Origin of the sequence: Methylobacterium sp. WL8 (assembly GCF_008040045.1) — a bacterium.
In the GTDB taxonomy this organism is placed as follows: domain Bacteria; phylum Pseudomonadota; class Alphaproteobacteria; order Rhizobiales; family Beijerinckiaceae; genus Methylobacterium; species Methylobacterium cerastii.
The window spans coordinates 37,395-59,799 of the sequence record NZ_VRVF01000027.1; the positions used below are offsets into that span (position 1 = coordinate 37,395).

The 22,405-nt window shown below is 71.3% G+C and carries 20 protein-coding genes; 12 read left to right on the plus strand and 8 right to left on the minus strand.

The window, feature by feature from the left end; all coding sequences use genetic code 11:
• Positions 1–270: 270 nt before the first annotated feature.
• The 10 genes from paoA (at position 271) to FV234_RS11995 (ending at position 12,488) form a co-directional block, all read left to right on the plus strand.
• On the plus strand, positions 271–921 hold the full coding sequence (paoA, locus tag FV234_RS11950) for an aldehyde dehydrogenase iron-sulfur subunit PaoA (protein ID WP_147752083.1): 651 nt from the start codon (positions 271–273) through the stop codon (positions 919–921).
• A complete protein-coding gene (locus FV234_RS11955) occupies positions 918–1,868 on the plus strand; it encodes a xanthine dehydrogenase family protein subunit M (RefSeq protein WP_147752072.1) in 951 nt (316 codons plus the stop codon). The genes paoA and FV234_RS11955 overlap by 4 nt, the downstream gene beginning before the upstream one ends.
• 3 nt (positions 1,869–1,871) lie before the next feature.
• A complete protein-coding gene (gene paoC, locus FV234_RS11960) occupies positions 1,872–4,091 on the plus strand; it encodes an aldehyde oxidoreductase molybdenum-binding subunit PaoC (protein WP_147829452.1) in 2,220 nt (739 codons plus the stop codon).
• Positions 4,092–4,218: 127 nt separating this feature from the next.
• Positions 4,219–5,331 carry an FAD-binding domain-containing protein gene (locus FV234_RS11965; protein WP_147829454.1) on the plus strand — a complete coding sequence of 371 codons (1,113 nt, stop codon included), beginning with the start codon at positions 4,219–4,221 and terminating at the stop codon, positions 5,329–5,331.
• A gap of 96 nt (positions 5,332–5,427) precedes the next feature.
• Positions 5,428–6,567: a metallophosphoesterase gene (locus FV234_RS11970; RefSeq protein WP_147829456.1), complete on the plus strand. Its 1,140-nt coding sequence runs from the start codon at positions 5,428–5,430 to the stop codon at positions 6,565–6,567.
• 162 nt (positions 6,568–6,729) lie between these two features.
• Positions 6,730–7,779, plus strand: coding sequence for a 2-dehydropantoate 2-reductase N-terminal domain-containing protein (locus FV234_RS11975; protein WP_147752076.1), 1,050 nt, complete (start codon positions 6,730–6,732; stop codon positions 7,777–7,779).
• A gap of 28 nt (positions 7,780–7,807) precedes the next feature.
• A complete protein-coding gene (locus FV234_RS11980) occupies positions 7,808–8,731 on the plus strand; it encodes a LysR family transcriptional regulator (RefSeq protein ID WP_147763166.1) in 924 nt (307 codons plus the stop codon).
• A gap of 109 nt (positions 8,732–8,840) precedes the next feature.
• Positions 8,841–10,058: a CaiB/BaiF CoA-transferase family protein gene (locus tag FV234_RS11985; RefSeq protein ID WP_147829458.1), complete on the plus strand. Its 1,218-nt coding sequence runs from the start codon at positions 8,841–8,843 to the stop codon at positions 10,056–10,058.
• Entirely contained in the window at positions 10,055–10,978 is a 924-nt protein-coding gene (locus FV234_RS11990) for a hydroxymethylglutaryl-CoA lyase (RefSeq protein WP_147829460.1), read from the plus strand. The genes FV234_RS11985 and FV234_RS11990 overlap by 4 nt, the downstream gene beginning before the upstream one ends.
• 190 nt (positions 10,979–11,168) lie before the next feature.
• A complete protein-coding gene (locus tag FV234_RS11995; RefSeq protein WP_147763168.1) occupies positions 11,169–12,488 on the plus strand; it encodes an MFS transporter in 1,320 nt (439 codons plus the stop codon).
• A gap of 177 nt (positions 12,489–12,665) precedes the next feature.
• Here FV234_RS11995 and FV234_RS12000 read toward each other — a convergent pair whose 3' ends face one another.
• The 8 genes from FV234_RS12000 to FV234_RS12035 all read right to left on the minus strand — a co-directional run bounded on the left by FV234_RS12000 (position 12,666) and on the right by FV234_RS12035 (position 20,509).
• Positions 12,666–15,371: an RICIN domain-containing protein gene (locus FV234_RS12000; protein WP_246686183.1), complete on the minus strand. Its 2,706-nt coding sequence runs from the start codon at positions 15,369–15,371 to the stop codon at positions 12,666–12,668.
• Positions 15,372–15,623: 252 nt separating this feature from the next.
• Positions 15,624–16,307, minus strand: coding sequence for an SCO family protein (locus FV234_RS12005; RefSeq protein WP_147829464.1), 684 nt, complete (start codon positions 16,305–16,307; stop codon positions 15,624–15,626).
• Positions 16,308–16,534: 227 nt separating this feature from the next.
• On the minus strand, positions 16,535–17,431 hold the full coding sequence (locus tag FV234_RS12010; RefSeq protein WP_246686184.1) for a type II secretion system protein GspK: 897 nt from the start codon (positions 17,429–17,431) through the stop codon (positions 16,535–16,537).
• Positions 17,428–18,039, minus strand: a complete 612-nt coding sequence (locus tag FV234_RS12015; protein ID WP_147829466.1) for a prepilin-type N-terminal cleavage/methylation domain-containing protein — start codon at positions 18,037–18,039, stop codon at positions 17,428–17,430. Before FV234_RS12015 ends, FV234_RS12010 begins: the two co-directional genes overlap by 4 nt.
• The gene (locus FV234_RS12020) at positions 18,032–18,433 is read right to left on the minus strand and encodes a prepilin-type N-terminal cleavage/methylation domain-containing protein (RefSeq protein ID WP_147829469.1); all 402 of its coding nucleotides are present in this window, start codon (positions 18,431–18,433) and stop codon (positions 18,032–18,034) included. The genes FV234_RS12015 and FV234_RS12020 overlap by 8 nt, the downstream gene beginning before the upstream one ends.
• Positions 18,430–18,927 carry a prepilin-type N-terminal cleavage/methylation domain-containing protein gene (locus tag FV234_RS12025; RefSeq protein ID WP_187273661.1) on the minus strand — a complete coding sequence of 166 codons (498 nt, stop codon included), beginning with the start codon at positions 18,925–18,927 and terminating at the stop codon, positions 18,430–18,432. The genes FV234_RS12020 and FV234_RS12025 overlap by 4 nt, the downstream gene beginning before the upstream one ends.
• 198 nt (positions 18,928–19,125) lie before the next feature.
• Positions 19,126–19,632 (minus strand): A24 family peptidase, encoded by a 507-nt coding sequence (locus tag FV234_RS12030; protein WP_147829473.1) that lies wholly within the window; start codon positions 19,630–19,632, stop codon positions 19,126–19,128.
• 4 nt (positions 19,633–19,636) lie between these two features.
• Positions 19,637–20,509, minus strand: coding sequence for a hypothetical protein (locus FV234_RS12035; protein ID WP_238271722.1), 873 nt, complete (start codon positions 20,507–20,509; stop codon positions 19,637–19,639).
• Between the two features lie 186 nt (positions 20,510–20,695).
• Here FV234_RS12035 and gspG point away from each other — a divergent pair, with 186 nt between their 5' ends.
• Entirely contained in the window at positions 20,696–21,139 is a 444-nt protein-coding gene (gspG, locus tag FV234_RS12040; RefSeq protein WP_147763175.1) for a type II secretion system major pseudopilin GspG, read from the plus strand.
• A gap of 149 nt (positions 21,140–21,288) precedes the next feature.
• Positions 21,289–22,405, plus strand: a 1,117-nt coding sequence (locus tag FV234_RS12045) for a secretin N-terminal domain-containing protein (protein ID WP_348643059.1), incomplete at its 3' end; no start/stop codon positions are given.

Genomic DNA, 22,405 nt, shown 5'->3' on the forward strand with positions numbered 1-22,405 from the left:
TACGCAAGCCCGAATTGGGGCGGCTCCGCTGAAATCATGGATCAAGTGGCGACCGAGACCGTCGGCTCGGACCCGAATCGGCAACGGACCGCACGCCGCCCTCGCCATGCCGACCCATCCGCTTCTCGCCGAGGCGAAATGCCCGCGTCGGAAGTCCGCGGTCGTTTGGAGCTTATCCAGGCTGTCCGAGTTGCCCCCGGCATTTCCGATTTCGATGGCGACGCCCTGCGGCGGCCGTCGCCCCCCCCCGCAACAGGTTCGGAGACCATGATGGGACGACCTGGAGACCTCGACATGAGCCGACGCGACGTGGTCGCCACCGCGACCGCGGCGGCGGCCCTTTCCACTCTTCCCTCGGGCGCCCGCGCCGAGGGCGCCGCCACGGGCCAGCCGGTGCTTGCGACGGTGTCGTTCACGATCAACGGCGAGCGTCGCGAACTCGAGCTCGACACCCGCACCAGCCTGCTCGATGCGGCGCGCGAGCACCTGCGCCTCACCGGCTCGAAGAAGGGCTGCGACCACGGCCAGTGCGGCGCCTGCACGATGATCGTCGACGGTCGGCGCATCAACGCCTGCCTGACGCTGGCGGTCATGCACCAGGGCGCGGAGATCACCACCATCGAGGGGCTCGGCCAGCCCGACAACCTCCACCCGATGCAGGCCGCCTTCATCCGCCACGACGGCTACCAGTGCGGCTACTGCACGCCGGGCCAGATCTGCTCCGGCGTCGCGGTGCTCGCCGAGATCGAGGCCGGCATCCCGAGCCACGTCACCGCCGACCTCACCGCGCAGACCACCGTGACCGAGGCCGAGATCCGCGAGCGCATGAGCGGCAACCTGTGCCGCTGCGGCGCCTATTCCAACATCGTCGAGGCGATGAGCGAAGTCGCCGGCCTCGAGACCGGCCGGAGGCACGCATGAGGTCCTTCACCTACGAGCGCCCGGACACGGCGGCCGCAGCCGCAGCCGCCGTCGCCGCCACGCCGAACGCCAAGTTCATCGCCGGGGGCACCAACCTCCTCGACCTGATGAAGCTGCAGATCGAGACGCCGACCCACCTCGTCGACGTGAACGGGCTCGGGCTCGACCGGATCGAGGCGACGCCGGACGGCGGACTGCGCATCGGCGCGCTGGTGCGCAACACCGACCTCGCCGCCGACGCGCGCGTCCGAAAGGATTACGGCGTGCTCTCGCGGGCGCTGCTCGCCGGCGCCTCGGGGCAACTGCGCAACAAGGCGACCACAGCCGGAAACCTGCTGCAGCGCACCCGCTGCCCGTACTTCTACGACACGGCCCAGGCCTGCAACAAACGCCAGCCCGGCTCGGGCTGCTCGGCCCTCGACGGGGTGAGCCGGCAACTCGCGGTCGTCGGCGGGAGCAACGCCTGCATCGCCACGCATCCCGGCGACATGGCGGTAGCGATGCGCGTCCTCGACGCCACCGTCGAGACGATCGATGCGAAGGGCGCCGAGCGCAGGATCCCGATCGCCGAGTTCCATCGCCTGCCCGGCGACGCGCCGGAGCTCGACACGACGCTGCGCTCAGGCGAGCTGATCACGGCGGTGACGTTGCCGAAGCCGGTGGCGGGCACGCACATCTACCGCAAGGTCCGCGACCGCGCCTCCTACGCCTACGCGCTGGTCTCGGTGGCGGCGATCCTCGGCAAGGACGGCGCCGGGCACGTCGCGTTCGGCGGGGTGGCGCACAAGCCCTGGCGGGTGGAGGCGGCCGAGGCCGACCTGCCGCGCGGGGCGAAGGCGGTGACGGACGCGGTCTTCGCCGACGCCGAGCCGACCCAAGAGAACGCCTACAAGCTGAAGCTCGCCGAGCGGACCCTGTCCGCCGCGCTCAACCAAGCCAGGGCCTGAGCCATGAAGTTCGATCAGCCAGCCGGCCAGAACCCCATCGATCAACTCAAGGTGGTAGGCAAGCCCACCGACCGCATCGACGGCAAATACAAGACCACCGGCACGGCGCCCTACGCCTACGAGCGCCACGACGTGGCGGCGAACCAGGCCTACGGCTACGTGCTCGGCGCCAGCATCGCCAAGGGCCGCGTCCGCGCGATCCACACGGAGGACGCCAAGCGCGCCCCCGGCGTGCTCGGGATCGTGACGACACTCGAGACCCCGCGGCTCGAGCGGGGCATGATGAACGCCGCCTACCTGTTCGGCGGCGACCAGATCCAGCACTACCATCAGGCCGTCGCCGTGGTGGTGGCCGAGACCTTCGAGCAGGCGCGCGCGGCAGCCTTCCTGGTCGCGGTCGACTACACCCCGGATGCCGGCAAGTTCGACCTCGCCGTCGAGGCGAAGGGCGCTCCGCCCGTGCCGGGCGACAGCGGCGAGGGCAGCGGCGGCGACGGCGAGGAGCGCGTCGGCGACTTCGAGGGGGCCTTCGCGCAGGCGCCGGTCACGCTCGACGAGCGCTACACCACCGCCGACGAGAGCCATGCGATGATGGAGCCGCACGCGACCATCGCGGCGTGGGACGGCGACAAGGTCACGCTCTGGACCTCGAACCAGATGATCGGCTGGGGCCACGGCAGCTTGGCCAAGATCCTCGGCGTGCCGAAGGAGAACGTCCGCCTCGATTCGCCCTATATCGGGGGCGGCTTCGGCGGCAAGCTGTTCGTGCGCGCCGACGCGGTGCTCGCCGCCCTCGCGGCGAAGGCCTTGAAGCGGCCGGTGAAGGTCGCGCTGACGCGTCCCCTCATCGCCAACAACACCACGCACCGGCCGGCCACGATCCAGCGGGTGCGCATCGGCGCGACCAAGGACGGCACGATCACGGCCATCGCCCACGAGAGCACGTCCGGGAACCTTCCCGACGGCGATCCCGAGACGGCTGTGAGCCAGACCAAGCTGCTCTACGCCGGCGCCAACCGCCTGACCGCGATGAAGCTCGCCCACCTCGACCTGCCCGAGGGCAACGCGATGCGGGCGCCCGGCGAGGCGCCGGGCCTGATGGTGCTCGAGGTCGCCATGGACGAGATGGCGGAGAAACTCGGGATGGACCCGGTCGAGTTCCGCATCCGCAACGACACCCAGGTCGACCCGCAGGACCCGAAGCGGCCGTTCTCCAAGCGCGACCTCGTCGGCTGCCTGCGGCTCGGGGCGGAAACCTTCGGATGGGCCAAGCGCAACCCGCGCCCCGGCCAGGTCCGCGACGGCCAATGGCTCGTCGGCCACGGGATGGCGGCGGCCTTCCGAAACAACATGGTCCTGAAGTCCGGCGCCCGGGTGCGCCTGGACGGCGACGGCACGGTGACGGTCGAGACCGACATGACCGACATCGGCACCGGCAGCTACACCATCATCGCCCAGACGGCCGCCGAGATGATGGGCGTGACCCTCGACCGGGTCGTGGTGCGCCTCGGCGATTCCGCCTTCCCGGTCTCCTCGGGGTCCGGCGGGCAGTTCGGCGCCAACTCGTCGACGGCGGGCGTCTACGCGGCCTGCGTGAAGCTGCGCGAGGCGGTGGCGCAGCGGCTCGGCATCAACTCCGAAGACGCCGTGTTCGCCGACGGGCAAGTGCGGGCGGGCAACCGCGCCGTGCCGCTCGGCGAGGCGGCCGCCCAGGGCGCGCTGTCGGCCGAGGACACGATCGAGTTCGGCGACCTGTCCAAGAAGCAGCAGCAATCGACCTTCGGCGCCCACTTCGTCGAGGTCGGCGTCGACGCCGACACCGCCGAGATCCGCGTCCGCCGGATGCTGGCCGTATGCGCGGCCGGGCGCATCCTCAACCCGAAGTCGGCTCGCAGCCAGGTCATCGGCGGCATGGTGATGGGGACGGGCGCGGCGCTGATGGAGGAGCTTGCGGTCGACACCAAGCGCGGCTTCTTCGCCAACCACGACCTCGCGGGCTACGAGGTGCCGGTGCACGCCGACATCCCGCACCAGGAGGTGATCTTCCTCGACGAGGTCGATCCGATGTCCTCGCCGATGAAGGCCAAGGGCGTCGGCGAGCTCGGGATCTGCGGCGTCGGGGCGGCGGTGGCGAACGCCGTCTACAACGCCACCGGCATCCGCGTCCGCGACTATCCGCTGACCCTGGACAAGTTCCTCGACCGGCTGCCCGAGGCGGCCTGAGCGCAATCCCCCCCGGAGCCGGACCGATCCCGGCACCGGGGGTTTTCAGGGAAATCGGTCGCATCCATGCCCTCTCGCGCCGCGCTAGCTCGACGGCATGGATCGAAGCTTTCCCCTCACCTTTCCGATGACTCGCGCCGCCGGGCTCGACCGCCTCTCGGCCTTCCTCGCGGAGGCAGGGGCGGATTACGCCGCCGCCCGCAACACCGACCGTGGGCCGGACGCGCGGCCGACCACCTCGGCGCTCTCGCCCTACCTGCGCCGGCGCCTCGTGACGGAAGCGGAGGTCGTGGCCGCCGCCGAAGCCGCCTTCGGCGATGGCGGCGCGGAGAAGTTCGTGTCGGAGGTCTTCTGGCGGACCTACTTCAAGGGCCATCTCGAGACCCATCCAGCAGCCTGGACGGACTTCCTGGCGCTTGCCGCGGCCGACCGGGGGCGGCTTGCGGCCGAGCCCGGCCTACGCCGGACCTTCGAGGCCGCGATCGCGGGCCGGACCGGCATCGACGGCTTCGACGACTGGGCGCAGCAACTCGTCGAGACCGGCTGGCTGCACAACCATGCCCGGATGTGGTTCGCCTCGATCTGGATCTTCACCCTGCGCCTGCCTTGGGCGCTCGGCGCGGACTTCTTCCTGCGCCACCTCCTCGACGGCGACCCGGCGAGCAACACCCTGTCCTGGCGCTGGGTGGCGGGCCTGCACACGCGGGGCAAGCACTACGTGGCGCGTGCCGAGAACATCCGGCGCTACACGGAGGATCGCTTCGACCCTCGAAACCTCGACGAGTATCCGGACGCCCTCGACGAGCCGATGCCGCCGCGCGAGGTCGCCCTGCCGGCCGCCGACGCCGCGCCCTCGGGCGACGTCGCCCTGCTCCTGCACCTCGACGACCTGCACCCGGAGAGCCTGCCGCTGGGCGCGGCGCGCGTGGTGCGGGTCGGAGGGCTGATCGCGCATGCCGAGGGGGCGTCCGAGGCCGTCCGGGCGGCGGACGCCGCCGCGATGCGCGATGCGCTAGACCGGGCGGCGGCCCGTTTCGACTGCTCGGCGGGACCGGCGACCGGCGCCTGGGCCGGGGCGCTTCACGTCGTCACCGCCTGGGCGCCCGTCGGCCCGTCGGCGGCAGTGCTGCCCGAAGCGGTCTTGCGGCTGCGCCGACCCTGGGACGAGGCGGCCTGGCCGCTCTCGAACCGCGGATATTCCAGGCTCCGCTCCGCGATTCCGCGATTGACCGCAGCCTGACGCCCCTGTCGGCGGCGCCTCGCGAGGCGCCGCGCGCTGGCGCCCGAATGCGAAGGCCCTGGCCCCGGTGCCGGCTTTCGGCGTAGCCGGACGGCCATGTTCCATCTGATCTTCAGCCTCCCCTGCCTGTACGTCGTCACGCGGGTGCTCTGGCCGCTGCCGGGGCCGCCCGCGGCGAAGGCCGCCGTGGCGGTGCTGCTGCTCGTCGCCTCGCAGTACCACCTGTGGTGCCGCCTCTCCTCCGGCTCGGTGTTCGCGCCCGAGTTCCCGCGTTGGCTGGTGGTGCTGTTCAACGGGGCCTTCGGCGCCATCCTGCTGCTCGCTGGGATGCAGATGGCGCTCGACGCCGCTGCGCTGGTCGCGTGGCCGTTCGGCGGCTGGGCGATCCCCGCTGCCTGCCGCTACGGGGCGGCTGCGCTCGCGCTGCTGCTGTCGGCGTTGGCGGTGCGGCAGGCGGTACGGCTGCCGCCGCTCCTGGACGTCGAAGTGCGGATCGCGAACCTCCCCGACGCCTTCGACGGCTACACGCTTCTGCAGCTGACCGACCTCCACATCAGCCGGCTCTTCCCGGCCCCCTGGACCGAACAGGTGGTCGCGCGCTCCAACCGCCTCGGCGTGGACCTCGTCGTGATCACCGGCGACCTGATCGACGGCGCGCTGGCCTCGCGTCGCGCCGACGTGGCGCCGCTCGCCCGGCTCGGCGCGCCGGACGGCGTCTGGATCGTGCCCGGCAACCACGAGTACTTCTTCGACTACCCCGCCTGGATGCGGCACGATGCCGAGCTCGGCATGCGGGTGCTCGCGAACCGGCACACGGTGCTGCGGCGCGGCGACGCCGCCCTGGTGCTCGCGGGCGTCACAGACCGTTCGGCGCCGCAGACCGGCCACCCGGGACCCGATCTCGACGCCGCGCTCGCGGGCGCGCCTCCGGGCGCGCCGATCATCCTCCTCGACCATCAGCCCAAGGGCGCGCGGGCGGCGGCCGCGCGCGGCGTCGCGCTGCAGCTCTCCGGCCATACCCATGGCGGAATGATCGCAGGGTTCGACCGGCTGTTCGCCCGCGCCAACGGCGGCTTCGTCTCGGGCCGCTACGCGGTCGGGGGCATGATTCTCTACGTCAACAACGGCACCGGGCTCTGGCCTGGCTTCGCCCTGAGGCTCGGGCGCCCCTCCGAGCTGACGCGCATCACCCTGCGCCGGGGCGATGACGCCGCCGACCCGGCGCCGACCCGATAAGTCGCGCTGAACGAGAGCGCTGCCGCCACGTCGGCGCCGTGGATCGCGTTGCGCGTCAAGCCAAGCGTGGCTTGCGTGCGAGCCGGACGACTGGGTATACCAGATACACGCCGGATGATCGTCCGACGCAAAAACAATAACCTAACTCTCAGGGATGAAATCATGCCGCGCCGAATCTTGATCCTCGGGGCATCTTACGGCTCGCTGCTTGCGACGAAGCTGTTGATGGCCGGTCACGACGTGACGCTCGTCTGTCGTCGGAAGACCGCGGATCTCATCAACAGCCAGGGCACCGAGGTGCGCATCAAGCTGCGCGACGAGGCCACGCACCGGGCGTTCCACTCGCGCGACCTGCCGGGCAAGGTCGACGCGATGCCGCCCGAAGACGTCGACGTGTCGCGCTACGACCTCGTCGGCTTGGCGATGCAGGAGCCGCAGTACAACAACCACACGATCCGTGTGCTGATGATCAAGATCGCCGCGGCCAAGCTGCCGTGCCTGTCGATCATGAACATGCCGCCGCTGCCCTATCTCGAGCGGATTCCGGCGCTGGCGAAGATGGACCTGCGCGAGGCCTACACCAATGCCGGCGTCTGGGACCGCTTCGAGCCGGGCCTGATGTCGCTGTGCTCGCCCGATCCGCAGGCGTTCCGCCCGCCGGACGAGCCCGCCAACGTCCTCCATGTCGGGCTGCCGACGAACTTCAAGGCGGCGACCTTCGCCGACCCCGAGCACAACAAACTGCTCCGGGAGCTGGAAGCGGGCATCGACGCGGTGCGGGTCGACGGGCACGACGTCCCCGTGAAGCTGAAGGTGTTCGATTCGCTGTTCGTGCCGCTGGCGAAGTGGTCCATGCTGCTCACCGGCAACTATCGCTGCATCACCCCCGAGGCCCCGCGCTCGATCCGCGATGCGGTGCACGGCGACCTCGATCGCTCGCGCGCGATCTACGAGCATGTCGACGCGCTGGCCCGCCGCCTCGGTGCCGACCCCGCCGACCAGGTGCCGTTCGAGAAGTACGCCAAGGCGGCCGAGGGCCTCCTGAAGCCGTCCTCGGCCGCCCGCGCGGTGGAGAGCGGCGCGCCGTACATCGAGCGCGTCGACCTGCTGCTCAAGCTGATCTCGCACCAGCTCGACATGCCCGAGGCCGAGATCGACCGCACGGTCGAGATCGTGGACCGCAAGCTCGACGAGCGCATCATCCCGGGCTGATTCCCGGAGCGGCGGGAGAGCGGGGACCATGTCGGAGGGAACGCCGACCCCGTTCATCCTGAACCGCCTCGACTTGAAGACGCTGCGCCTGTTCGCAGCGATCTGCGAGGAGGGCACGCTCAACGGCGCGGCGCGGCGGGCCGCGATCGCGCCGTCGGCCGTCAGCAAGCGCCTCGCCGAGCTGGAGCGGGCGCTGTGCTGCACGCTGCTCACCCGCGAGCCTAGGGGCATGCGCCCGACGCCGGCCGGCGAGACGCTGCTGCACCACACCCGCCGGATGCTCGGGTCGGCCGAGCAGATCGCCCTCGAACTCGCCGAGCACGCCAGCGGCCTGCGCGGCTTCGTCCGCGTGCTGGCGAACCTCTCGGCGATCGTGCAGTTCCTGCCGGAGGACCTGCAGGCCTTCCTGGCCGCCCAGGCCGGCATCGGCGTCGACCTGGAGGAGCGCCCGAGCGGCGGCGTGGTCGCCGGCGTCGAGGAAGGCGCCGCCGACCTCGGCATCTGCGCCGGCCGCACCGATCCGCGCTCGCTCAAGGCCTATCCGTATCGCGGCGACCGCCTCGTCCTCGTCGTGCCCGCCGGCCATCCCCTGGCCGGCCGAGACGCCCTCGCCTTCGCCGACACCCTCGACTACGACCATGTCGGCATGCACCGGGAAAGCTCGATCTACGGCACGCTCCGCGACGAGGCCCGGCGCCTCGGGCGGCCGCTGCGCCTGCGCGTCCACGTGCCGAGCTTCGACGCGATCTGCCGGATGGCGCAGGCCGGAATGGGGCTCGGCGTCGTGCCCGAGCGGGTCCACGCCCTGCTCGGGCCGCAGATGAACGTCGTCGCCGTGCCGCTCACCGACCCGTGGGCACGGCGGACGCTCAGCCTCGTCGTCCGGCCGGGCGCGCAATCGCCGGCGGCGGCCATGCTGTTCGACCACCTGCGGCTGACCGCGGACGCCTGAACGGCAAGACCTGCGTTCGCGTTAGGAGAACGCAGGCTGGTGCATCGCGTTTGGACACCCTGCGGCCGATCCCATACCGATCGGTCCAAAGACGATGGAGGGAACGCCGATGCCAGGCCCGGTGCAAGCTTCGGCCAACGGCCCGCTCGACGGAATCCGGGTCCTCGAGCTCGGTCAGCTGATCGCGGCGCCGTTCGCCACCAAGATCCTCGGCGAGTTCGGTGCCGAAGTGATCAAGGTCGAGGCCCCGAAGGACGGCGACCCACTGCGTCGGTGGCGCAAGATGCACGAAGGCACGTCGCTCTGGTGGTACCTGCAGTCGCGCAACAAGAAGTCGATCGCGATCAACCTGAAGTCGCCCGATGGGCTCGACATCGTGAAGGACCTCGTGCGCAGCGCCGACGTGGTGGTCGAGAACTTCCGGCCCGGCGGACTGGAGAAGCTGGGCCTCGGCTGGGACGTGCTCTCCGAGCTGAACCCGAAGCTCGTGATGGTTCGCATCTCCGGCTACGGCCAGACCGGCCCCTACCGCGACCGGCCGGGCTTCGGCGCGATCGGCGAGTCGATGGGCGGCATCCGCTTCACCACCGGAAGCCCGGAAAGCCCACCCGCCCGCGTCGGGGTCAGCATCGGCGACACGCTGGCCTCGCTCCATGGCGTCATCGGCGCGCTGATGGCGATGCTGCACGTGAAGACCGCCGGCGGCCAGGGCCAGGTCATCGACGTCTCGCTCGTGGAGAGCGTGTTCAACGTGATGGAGAGCCTGGTTCCGGAATACGACCTGCTGGGCGAAATCCGCACCCGGACCGGCGGGGCGCTGCCCGGCATCACGCCCTCGAACACCTATCCGACCAAGGACGACGGCTTCGTCGTCGTCGCCGGCAACTCGGACCCGATCTTCCGGCGCCTGATGACGGCGATCGGCCGGCCGGACCTCGCCGACGACCCGGCGCTGCGCAACAACGACGGCCGCTCGAAGGTCGCCGGCATGCTCGACGGCGTGATCGCAGACTGGACCCGAGAACGCAGCGTGGACGAGGCGCTGGCGGTGCTCGACGCGGCGGACGTGCCGGCGGGCCGGATCTACTCGGTGGCCGACATCGTCGCCGACCCGCACTACGCCGCCCGCGACATGATCCTCGACGCGGAGCTGCCCGGCGGCACGAAGGTGAAGATGCCCGGCATCGTGCCCAAGCTCTCCGGCACCCCCGGCGCGGTGCGCTGGCAGGGGCCGGCGCTCGGCGCCCACACCGATTCCGTGCTCGCCGACCTCGGCCGCGACACCGAGACCATCGAGCGCCTGCGCCGCGAGGGAGCCGTGCAATGACGGGCGATGCCATGCTGATCCAGGAGGTCGCCACCCGCGACGGGTTCCAGATCGAGCCCCGCTACGTCGAAACCGCCGACAAGGTCGCGCTGGTCGACGCGCTCTCGGCCGCAGGCTTCTCGCGGATCGAGGTGTCGTCCTTCGTCTCGCCGAAGGCCGTGCCGGCGCTTCGCGACGCGGCTGAAGTCTTCGCCGGGATCGGCCGGCGGCCCGGCACCGTCTACGTCGCCCTGGTGCCGAACCCGAAGGGCGCCGAGCGGGCGCTCGCGGCCGGCGTCGGCGAGGTCAACCTCGTCGCCTCGGTGAGCGAGACCCACAACCGCGCCAACATGGGCATGACCCCGGAGGCCTCGATCGAGGGGTTCGCGCGGATCATGGAGACGGTGAAGGGCGCCCACGTCTCGACCAACGCCACGGTGGCCACCGCCTTCGGCTGCCCGTTCGAGGGCAACCAGCCGACCGACAAAGTGATCGCCCAGGTCGAGCGCTACCTCGCCCTCGGGATCGGCGGCGTCACGCTCGCCGACACCACCGGCATGGCCAACCCGCGGCAAGTGGAACGCCTCGTCGCCCGCGCGCTGGCGATCGTGCCGGCGGAAAGGCTGACCCTGCACTTCCACAACACCCGCGGCCTTGGCCTCGCCAACGTGCTCGCGGCCTACGGCGCCGGCGCGCGCCGGTTCGACGCGGCGCTCGGCGGCCTCGGCGGCTGTCCGTTCGCGCCCGGCGCCACCGGGAACATCTGCACCGAGGACCTCGTCAGCATGGCCCACGAGATGGGCATCGCCACCGGCCTCGACCTCGACGCGCTGATCGGCCTCTCCCGCGACCTGCCGCGCCTCGTCGGCCACGACGTGCCCGGCCAGGTCGCCAAGGCCGGCCGCCCCGGCGACCTGCACCCGGTTCCCCAGGCGGCTTGAGCCGCAAACACCGCGACGAGGCGGCGTGAGCCGCGGAAGCTGCAACCCGGCGGCGCGAGCCGCCCGAAACCTCGATCCGTGTCGGATAGCCCCCGCAGAAGGCGGCGCCGCCGCGTTCGCGCGCATCCTGCCTTCGGTCTTCAAGACCGGCCGGCGGGGTCGCGCATGCCGCCCGTTCCAGGAGGAAACCATGACCGCCGCCACGACCGGCCCGCTCGCGGGTGCCGACCAGATCACCGAGGGCGGCATCGTCCGCAAGGCCGCGTGGCGGCTGATGCCGCTGATCATGGTCTGCTACATGTTCGCGTTCTTCGACCGGATCAACATCAGCTTCGCCAAGTTCCAGCTGCAGAGCGACCTCGGCTTCAGCAACGTCGCCTACGGGCTCGGGGCGAGCATGTTCGTCGTCGGCTACGTGATCTTCGAGGTGCCCTCGAACCTGCTGCTGTACAAGGTCGGCGCACGGCGCTGGATCGCCCGGATCATGATCTCGTGGGGCATCGCCACCGCGCTGATGGTGTTCATTTCCACCGAGTGGCACTTCTACGTGCTGCGCTTCATCATCGGCGCGATGGAGGCCGGCTTCGCCCCGGGCATCCTGTACTACCTGACCCTGTGGTTCCCGGCCTCGTTCCGCGGGCGTGTCACCTCGTTCCTGTTCGTGGCCTCGGCCTTCTCCGGCATCTTCGGGGCACCGGTGGCGGGCCTGATCCTCGGCGGCCTCAACGGCACGATGGGTCTTGCCGGCTGGCAGTGGCTGTTCCTGGCCGGCGGCCTGCCCTGCCTCGTGCTCGGCGTGCTGGTGTTCCTGCGCCTGGACGACCGGATCTCGGATGCGCGCTGGCTGACGCAGCCGGAGAAGGACCTGCTCGCCTCCAAGATCGCCCACCACAATCGCGACATCGGCGACCATTCGCTCTGGGGGGCGATCAAGCAGCCGGGCTTCCTGCTGATCGCGCTCGTGTACTTCCTGCTCCAGGTCGGCTCGTACGGCCTGAACTTCTGGGGGCCGGACCTGATCAAGACCGCCACCGGCGGCACCGCGGCCTCGGTCGGCTTCCTCACGGCGATCCCCTACATCTGCGGCGCGATCAGCATGGTCGTCGGGCGCCTCTCCGACGCCTCCGGCGACCGGCCGAAATTCGTGGCGGGCCTCGCGGTCGCGGCGGCCGTCGGCTTCTTCGCCGCCGGGCTGTTCGACAAGCAGATCGTGCCGCTGATGATCGCGCTGGCGCTCGTCGGGGCCGGCATCGTCGCCTCGATCCCGACCTTCTGGACGCTTCCGGCCAAGCTCGTCACCGGCGTCGGCGCCGCCGGCGGCATCGCGCTGATCAACACGCTGGGCCAGTTCGGCGGCATCGTCAGCCCCGTGGCGGTCGGCTGGGTGAAGGATCTCACCGGCTCGACGACGCTCGCGCTCTACGGCATCGGCGTCCTCTGCCTGGTCGCGGCCGGGCTGCTGATCTTCGCCTCGCCCGCGAGCCTGCGCCGCAACGACCGCAACCCGTGAACGCGACGACGCCCGGCGGGTGGAAGACCCGCCGGGCGTCGTCCGGGCGCGAGCCCGTCACATCCCCGTTCGCTGCGCCGCCGCGGACCCGCAACGTACGGCTTGCGGGAAACCGGAGCGTTACATCGCTCGGATCCAGCATGCCGCTTCCACGCGGGAAGCAGCATGTCTTGCGCCCTACCAGCCCGATTGCGGGCCGACGAAGGTCTGGTTCAGGCCGCCGTGGCAGGCCCACTGGATGGCTCCGGCTCCTCTCGCCGTCGACGCGCCGCCGACGTCAAGGCACTGGTTCGAATGCTTCGCGACCAGCGCGACGCCGTTCCCCTGGGCCTTGGTCGCCCAGACTTGGTTGGGCCCACCGGTGCAGCTCCACTGCCAGGCCTGCGCACCGACAGCCTGCGAGACGCCCCAGACATCGAGGCAGCGGCCGGTGGAGGCGTTCGTCACCGTATAGCCGCCGGCGACGGCCGTGAACTTCCACTGCTGCTCGGCGCCGCCGGTGCAGACCTGCTGGGTCACGGGCGCCCCGTCGTTGGTGTTGCCGGCCGGCACCGCGAGGCACATCCCGGAATGGGCGGCCTTGAGCAGGGTCGTGTTGGTGCTCGCGGTCGGCGCCGGGGTCGGCGTCAGGGTGGTGTCGAGCGACGGCCGCTCGCAGAACGAAGCCTGCTGGCGGTAGTCCTGCGTTTCGACGAAACCATCGATCCCGAGCGTGGTGTCGGGCCGAACCTTGACGAAGTAGTTCGGGAAGTTGACCGACTCGTAGGACACGCAAGGCCCGCTGTTGCAGCCGCAGGTCTGCGCGAGCGCGGTGCGGCGGGTGAAGCTCGCGTCCGGGCTCGTCCCGATGGACATCACGGGATTGCTGTAGAGCGCGAAGCCGGCGTGCCTAAGATATCGGGTGGTCTCGCGGGTCATCTGGAAGCTCGATCCCTTGCCGCTCAGGCCCGGGACGAGCTTGAAGCTCGCCTCCTGGCGATCGGTCGCGTTGATCGCCGGCGCCGACGCCATCAACTCGCCGAACACGCGCCGGACGTAGGTGCCGGGCTTGCTCGCGGATTCGAGGCTGATCGCCGCCGTCGGCGTCACGCCCGTAGCCGTACCGCCGGTGCCCGTGCCGCCGGTGGCGGTTCCGGTCCCACCCGTCGTACCGCCGGTGCCGGCCGCGCCGCCTGACGCGCCGCCCGTGGTTCCGCCGGCGTTGCTCGCGACGGCGATCACGGCCGGGGTCGGCGCACTCGCCAGCGGCGGGGCCGCCGTGTTCGGGCCGATCGCGACGATGATTCCGGGCGACGGCACGCCTTTCTGGTCGATCATGACCAACTGGTAGTAGCCGGGGGGCGCGACGTTGGCCGAGGCCGGCGCCTGGACCGCCACCGTGCCGTCAGAGCTCACCCCTGCGTTGAGCACCATGCGCCGCTGCGTCGCGTTGAAGCTGTGCGTGACGAGGCCGAGGCCGAGCAGCACGACCTGCGAGACGCCGGCCTGCGCGGTCACCTCGACCTGCATCCACTGGCCGTAGTTCAGGCGGTTCGTCGTCAGGCTGAGGATCTGCGGGCGCGGTGCCAGCGCCGCCTTGCCGTTGACGCTGGTGAACAGGTAGGGCGGGTAGTAGACCTCGGCGTTCTTGTTGTTCACGGGACCGGGCGCCCCGCCGCCGCTGGTGAGGACCGTACCGTTCTGCATCAGCAGCGCGGTCGAGTGATAGCCGCGATAGATCGAGGCCGCCGGGCCGAGGGTCCACGCCCCGGTCTTCGGGTCCCACATCTCCATCGGCAGCACCGCGTTGCCGTCGGCTTGGTCGTCCCACAGGCTGCCGCCGGTGACCGCCACGAGGCCGGTCGGCAGCACCGTCGCGTTCGCCCAGGAGCGACCGATCTTGGTCGGCGCCGTCTCCGTGAGGACAGGGTTGCCTCCGGTGATGTCGACCAGCGTGGCGCGGCTGCTGGCGAGGAAGCCGCTGCTGTTGTCGTAGCTGTTGCCGCCGAGCTGGAGGATCCGGCCGGTGTCGTACATCACGGCCGTCGAGCTCGGTCCGACGTTCGGGGCGTCGGCCGCCGTATTGGCGCTCCGCTGCGGCTCCTTGAACGGCGTCACCGCGATCGAGCCGTTTCCGGTCGGATCGAGGTACCACATCTTCTCGGCGCTGACGCCGAACACCTTGCCGTTCGGCGCGATCCAGGCACGCGGATACCACCAACGATTGTTCTCGGGTCCGAACGCGTCGCGGCTGTTGGCGCCGAACAGGCTGCTCCAGCGCGTGCCGTCGTAGACCTCCGGGGTCATCCCGCTCATGAAGCCCTTGTTGATGCTGCCCTGGGGATCAGCCCAGCCGCCGTTGTACGGGTATGAGCCGCCCATGATGAGTTGGCGACCGTCGGGCAGGCTGAGCATCGTGGAGTAGTAGCGGTCCGCGGCCATCTGCGCCCCGAGCGGCGAGACGCCGGTGCCCAGCCCGTTGACGACGGCGGCCCCCTTGTCGACGCCGGCCTCGAAGATGCCGCCCGCGGCCATCAGCGAGCCGTCCGCCTGGAAGGCCATGGTCGAACAGAAGCTGTTCACGTTCGCGACGGCCGGAAGGATCGTGTGCCCGCTCGGGTCGAAGCCCTTGGAAGGGTCCCAGATGTCGTAATAGCGCCCGCTCTGGACGGCGGCGTCGTCGGGCGGCGACCCGAACGAGACGAGCTTGCCGGAGGGCAACAGGCCCATGCTGATCGCGTTCAGGGGCCAAGCGAAGACGCCGCGCCACATGCCTTGAGCCGGTGCCGTGTCGGGAATCGCGGTCGGCGTGCCGAACGGGTCCTGCACCTGAGTCACGACGACGGGAAACTTGGCCGCCTCGGCGGACAGGCCGGCCATCCCGGCCAGCATCGTCGCCGACATGAGCGACCGCGCGAGGGCGCGTCCGGCTCGCGGACGCGGCCGGGAAGATTTCGGTATCATGATCCTGCATTCCCCTTTTTCGACGTCGATGGAACACCCGCCGGCGGTCGTCATCGGTGTCGGACCGCAGTCTTCCACCTCGACGACCACGTTCGAATGCGGATCGAGCGGCTGGGAACACCAATATTCCGGGAACCGTTGTCGCGCCGTTGCGAGGGGTGGTTAAAATTCCCATCCGGCGATCGGGCGGCTCTACGGTGCGGCGGACGCCGCAGGGCGCGGCGGATGCCCGACGCCGTCCTTGAGGCTGTGGAGCACGGCGATGTCGCGTCGGAGCCGCGGGACGTCGAGGGGGTCGCCGCCATAGGTCATCGCGATCTGCCCGCGGCGGTCGAAGACCAGGACGGTCGGCGGCGGTTCGGGCAATCGATCCGCCGGGTAGCGCAGCGCCGCGATCACGCCGGCCGTCGCCGCGGCGGTCCACGTGACGAGTCGAAGTTTCCCTGCGTCGATCCTCAGCCCTTCGGCGAACCGGCGCAGGGCCGCGACGTCGTCCCGATCCGGCGCCACGCTGGCGGCGAGGACTACGGTCCGCGCCCGGACGTCCGGGGGCAGGTCGCGGGTGAGGTCGGCGAGGGCGAGCGTGCGCGCGACGCAGGTGATCAGGCAGTCGGTGCTCACGAAAGACAGCACGACCACCCGGTCGCGCAGGGACGACGGCGCGAGGACGCGGCCCGACTGATCGATCCGAGGGGCCGCCACCGGGTCGCCCGACCAGAGCAGGTCGGACAGCGCGGTCTCCGGCCGAAGCGCGTCGTCACGCCCGCCCGGAGCGGACGACGTCGCGCCGGCCGCAAGCAGGCCGGCGCCGAGGACGGGAAGGACCCGGCGCAGCAGCCGCGTCGCAAGGCTCCCGCGTGAAAGAACGCCGCGCATCACGAGATACACCTACGGTTGGCTTCGGACGGCCGAACTTCGGGGAGCTGGGAGGTTGCAGCCGGCTCACGGAGGTCGGAAGATTTTCGCACTCGGCCCGCGAGCCTGTCTGTTTATTCTCGCACCGTTTCGGATTTGCCAACGGATCTGGTTAAGCCGTCGCCTCGGAGCGTCGGCCTCCGTGAAGGCGACGGCGCGGTGCCTGGGACGAGACCGCGAACATCGTCCTAGCGGGCCTGGAGGGCGGCCCCGATCACGCCGCAGGTGGGATGGCCTTCCAAGGCCGGCGGCAGCGTCGGGATGCCCGGCTGCCAGGCCAGGAAATCCATGCCGGAGCTCCCGCCGCCCAGCGCGTAGGTGCCCGAACGTCCGGCGCGGACGCCCTGCTCCTCGACTAGGACGTCGATGCGGAAGTATTGCCGCGGCGACGGCGCCGGGGGCGCCTGCGGGGTTCGCGCGCCCTGCCCTCTTGCGGCCTTGGCCGGGTCCGGCGACGCTCCGGCGACGCGGCCGGATTCATTGTAGATCGTCAGCAACGGCTTGAGCCGCGCGGCGATGTCCTCGGTCATCGAGGGCAGCCGTCCGATCTCGTCGACGCTGACGAACGGCGCGTTGCGCGGCCCGTAGCCGAGGCCGCGCGCCCGGTATTGCGGCGCCTCCGCCCCGCCGCTCGGCTCGGGCACGTCGTCGGCATCGCGATAGTCGACGATCTCCGCGGCGAGCGCCAGCGCGGTGGCGTCGGGGATGCCGGCCCCGCGCAAGGCCGTCTCGAGCCCGGCCCGCGGCGTGGCGTTGAGGTCGACGAGAAGGCCCTGGTCCTGAAGGGCGATCAGCAACCGCTCCCGCGGGGCCAGGTCGCAGGCGATCGGCCGGCCGTCCTCCGGCAACTGCAGGCCGCGGAGGCGGTAGGTCCGCTGGAGGCCGAGGTCGTAGGCGACGAGGCGGGCGATCCCGTCGGCCAGGCCCTGGACCCGGGTGAGGTCGGCGCGGGCCTGCGTCAGGGCGGTGCCGGAGCGGACGCGCATGACGGTCGCGGCCAGGAGGGCGCAGACCACGATCAGGATCGCCAGCACGCAGGGCAGCACGAAGCCCGCCTCGCCGTCGCGGCCGTGCTCCTCGGTCACGGTCGGTCTCCGAGGGCGACGAGGAACGGGGGCCAGCGTCGGCGATCACCTGGGTCGAACGCGATGCGGATCTCGACGAGCTTCGGCGCCCGGTCGGGCCGGGTCCATTGCGCAAGCCAGACGGCCGGCGCGTTGCCGGTCGGCACGCCGAAATAGCGGAAGCTGAGGCCGGTCACGCCGGCAAGCAGCACTTCCTCGTCGCCTGCGCCGACCTCGGCCCCGGGCTCCGCGAGCCGGCGGCGCTCGATCAGGTCGAGGCGGCGATCGGTGCGGGCGGTGCCGGCGAGGGTGACCTGGGTCTCGGCGGGACGCTCGGCGGCCGCATCGGGGGCGATCACGGCGTCGAGGCCGTCGGGACGGCCCAGGAAGAAAGGCCGCCGCCCGTCCGTGCGGCGCCGGACGAGGCTGCCGAGGGTGCGCCGCAGGTGATCGCGGACGGATTGCACCTCCTCGGCGGCGGCGACGCGCCCGGCCGCGCCGGACGCGCGCGATGCGATCTGCAACGTCTGGACGAGCAGGAGACCGATCAGCGAGGCCAGGGCGAGGCAGACGACCACCTCCACCAGCGTGAAGCCGGCCTGGCCCGCCTCTGGCCGCGCCTCATTCACGGATCTCTCCCGGGACGAGCGTCGTGTAGATCGGCCGGCCTTCGACCGGTCCCCGGCTCAAGCGGACGAGCCAGAGCGGCGGGACGCGGCCGAGGCCCATCGCCGGCGCGGCGTCGGCGATGCGCAGGGTCCAGGCCGACCCGTCCGAGAACGTGCCCCGCTCGACGCCCGCCTGGGGCGGCCCCGCCGCGAACCGGGCCAGGACCACCCCCTCCGCCTCGTCGGACGCGACCCGCGCCGCCTCGACGCGCCGGACGCCCATGGCGACCGCCCCGGAGACCTCGATCGCCGCGATCATGGCGAGGGTCGTGATCGCGAAGGCGACCACGACCTCGACGATGGTGAACCCCTCTTCGCCGGGCCCGGCGGGCGGGGCGTTGCGCCGGCCGCTCATGGAAGGTCCCCGCGTCGCACGAGGCCCGTCAGCGCGCTGACGGACAGGACGACGCCGCCCCCTTGCGCGGCCAGCACGATCCGCCCCCCCGTCGAGCTTCCGTCGGGGAGGAGCCAGATCTCGCCGGGGTCGACCTTGCCGCCCGGCCGCGTCTCCATCGTCACCTGCGCGCCGTGAGTCGAGATCGCTCCGGCGCCCGGGCGGGAGCTGAGGAAGCGCTCGGCGCCCGGCTCGAACACCAGCCGCCCACGCCGCCCGGTCCGCATCGCCTCCACCCGCAGCCGGTCGATCTCGGCGGCGATCACGTCGGAGGTGAACGCCATGCGCCGGCCGGCCGAGATGCTGCCCATGCCGCCCAGCGCCAGCGCCGTCGCGATACCCATGATCGCGAGCGTCACGAGCATCTCGATCAGCGTAAAGCCGGCCGTCCCGGAACGGCCGCGGCAGGCCTGAGAGACTTCGTCCTCGGCCCGCCCCTGAGGTCCAGGCTCCACGCAGGAGCGTCCGGAAGCACGTGACGGCAGCCATGGCCCGCCGATGCAGAACCGGCGGGCGGACGGCGCTCGGTAACGGCTCGAGGCCCGTGGGATTCTCATGGCGATCGATCCATAGGACCCTGCGCTTAAGGTTTGCCACTTCCCGCGCCGGACGAGCGGGTCGAAGGACGACAGCGATCGACGGCGGACGCGGCGTCAGAATCCTTGAGGCGCGTGGTGGCCGGCGAGCAAGGCCGCGTGGAGGCCGAGTGCGAGGAAGGGGCCGAACGGCAGTCGGGTCGCCGCCGTGATCCGGGCTCCGGCGAGGCGGCCGACGAGGATCGCGACGAGCGCCGTGACGCTGGCCGTGAGGACGAGAAGGGGCAGGCCCGCAAGCCCGGTCCAGACGGTGGCGGCGCCGAGGAACTTCACGTCGCCGAGCCCGAGGCCGACGCGGCCGCGCAGCCGCGCATGGAGCGCGCGCAGGCCCAGGAACAGGACGAAGGCGAGGCCGGCCTCGGCCAGCCGCAAGGCGAGCGCCGCCGGCTCCGGCTCGCGCCAGGCCGCCACCGCGAGCCCGAGCGCGAAGAGCGCGAGGTTGACGAGATCCGGGATGATCCTGTGGCGCAGGTCGAACGCCGTCGCCGTCAACGTGAGCGGCAGCGGCAGGAGCGCCGCCACGAGCGGGGCGCCGAGGATCGCACCGAGACCGTCCTGCACCATCGGGTCAGCGCCTGGCCAGCCGGTCCGCCTCGATCGCGGCGAAGGCATGCCGGCGCATCGGCGGGACGCGCGCCGGCGGAGCCCGGCCGACCGAGACGAGGGCGCTGTCCGGGATGCGGGGCAGGCGCGACAGCCCCACCCGCACCGCGGCGAGGCCGGCGCTGCGCTCGCGCAGGTGCATCCAGTAGACGTAGGCGCAGATCACCCCCGCCACGACGGCGACGAACCACAGGCCGAGCAGCGGCCCGTAGCCGACGCGGCCGTTCAGCTCGCGCATCAGGCCCATCGCGAAGGCGGCGTACCAGGACACGCCCGAGATGGCGCCGGAGATCAGGAACACCCCCGTGCGCAGGCGCGAGACGCCCTCGAACATCGGCCGGCTGACGTCGCGCAGCACGCCCGGCAGCACCAGGGCATGGATCAGGAGGCCGTTGACGGTCAGCACCACCACCACGCTCACCTTGGCGACCAGCTTGGGGTTGGCGAGCTTCTCGGGCGATTCGAACCAGTACAGCGCGAGGAAGCCGAGACCCGACACCCAGAGCAGGCCGATGCCGACCGACACCACCTTGCTCACGAACAGGAAGGTGCGGGCGATCTCGGCCGGCAGCCCGCCCCAGCGCATCCAGCGCAGAATCCAGAAATCGAGCATGGTCGCCCCGCCGAGGCCGAGGCAGAGCCCGATGAGGTGCAGGCCAACCAGCAGCGTCAGGATGCGGATCGGCGGCAGCGGCGCCGGCATCGGCAGGGTGATCGGCTCCGCCGCGCAGGCCGGCAGGGCCCAGACGAGGCAGCCGGCCACCGCAAGCGCTCCGGCGACGACGGCGCCCGACGACAGGGTCCTAAGAGGGCGCGTGGGTCCGCCGGTCGGGATCATGCGTGTTCCTGGCGGCGCGCCCTGCCGCGCCCGAGTGGTGCCCCAGGCTTGGCAGGAATCCGCTAACAAACATCAAAGAATCCGTTCCTGTCATGCCGCTCGGACGGCTCGTCCGCCCCGCGTGAGGCGGTTCCTTCAGAAAGGCGGCGCATCTTAATTCCCAACCACCACGAACAGGACGCGACGATGACCACCGACACCATCGATCCCCGGGGCGAGGCCGACGCAGGCCAGGCGGGCTTCTCGCTCGTCGAGCTGCTCGTCGTCCTGGCGATCATCGGCATGATCGCGACCATGGTGACGCCGCAGGTGCTGGGCTATCTCGGCCGTGCCAAGGGCGAGACGGCGCGCATCCAGGTCAAGAACATCGCCCAGGCGGTGGAACTCTACTATCTCGATCTCGGCACCTATCCGACCGCGCAGCAGGGCCTGCAGGCGCTGGTGCAGCCGACGGGCCCGAGCTGGCGCGGCCCCTACGTGCGCGACGCGCGCGGCCTCAACGATCCGTGGGGCCGCCCGTATCTTTACCGTAATCCCGCGGTCGGCGGCGGACCCTACGAGGTCTACTCGCTCGGCAGCGACGGCAAGACCGGCGGCACGGGCGACGGGACCGACGTCGCAAGCAACTGATGGTTGCTTTCTCGCGGGAACACGGCCGGCAGGAATACAACCGGTTCCCGGGCGAGGAATTTCCTTAACCTATGGCAAGACGCTGTTAACCATAAAGTCCTAGCGTCGCCCTCGACCCGAACCGGCGGGTGGGGGGGATCGACACGGGCATGAAGCGGCGACGGATCATCAACGTCGCGCTCGCCGGCCTGGTCAGCTGGTCCGCAGCGCCCCCCGCCCGGGCGGCCGAACCGGAACTCGGGTTCCGGCCCGGTTCGAACCCGTCCCATGCCCCGAGCCCTTCCCATGCCCTGATCCGGCGTGGCGACGATCGCTTCACCGGCGGCGAAGCCTCGCGGCAGGAGCCGCAGCTCGGCGGCATGGTCAGCCTCAACCTCGTCGAGGTGCCGCTGCCGGTCGCCGCCAAGGCGGTGCTCGCCGACACGTTCGGGTGGGGCTACACCCTCGACGAGCGCGCCGTCGGCACCATCACCCTTCAGACCGGCGGCCAGGTCACCCGCGACACGCTGCTCTCGATGTTCGAGACGGCGCTGTCGAGCCGCGGGCTCGCCCTGAGGCGGCGCGGCCGCACCGCGCAGATCGTCCCGGGCGGCAAGAGGCCCGGCGCGGTCCAGGCGGTCCAGGGGGTCGGCGCGGAATCCGGCGCGGTGATCGTGCCGATGCGCTGGATCGCGGCGGCCGAGATGCAGGCGATCCTGGCTTCCGTCGCGCCGCGCGACGTGGTGCTGCGCGTGGACCGGGCCCGCAACCTGCTGATCCTGTCGGGCGAGAGCGGGCAGATCCAGGCCCTGCGCCAGACCATCGCCGTGTTCGACGTCGACTGGATGCGCGGCATGTCCACGGCGATGCTGCCGGTGCGCTCCTCCAATCCGGGCTCGCTCGCCCGCGACCTCACCCAGATCTTCGGCGGCGAGGCGGCCGGCACCGGCGACGTCATCCGCTTCATTCCCAACGAACCGCTCAACGCGGTGCTCGTGGTGAGCTCCCGCGCCACCTATCTCGACCGCGCCCGGGTCTGGCTTGAGCAGCTCGAAGGCCTCGCGGCCGAGCGCGAGCGCCAGCTCTTCGTCTATCGAATCCAGAACCGGTCAGCGAAGGAGCTGGCGCTTGTGCTGCAGGGCGTGGTCGCGGCGGAAACCGGCGGCAGCGTCGGCGTCTCGAGCGGTCTCGGCTACGGCGGCGGCGGAGGCTACGGCGCCGCCGGAGGCTATGGCGGCGCGGGCCTCGCCCCCGGCGGGATGGGGCCGGGGGGCTTCGGCGGCGGCG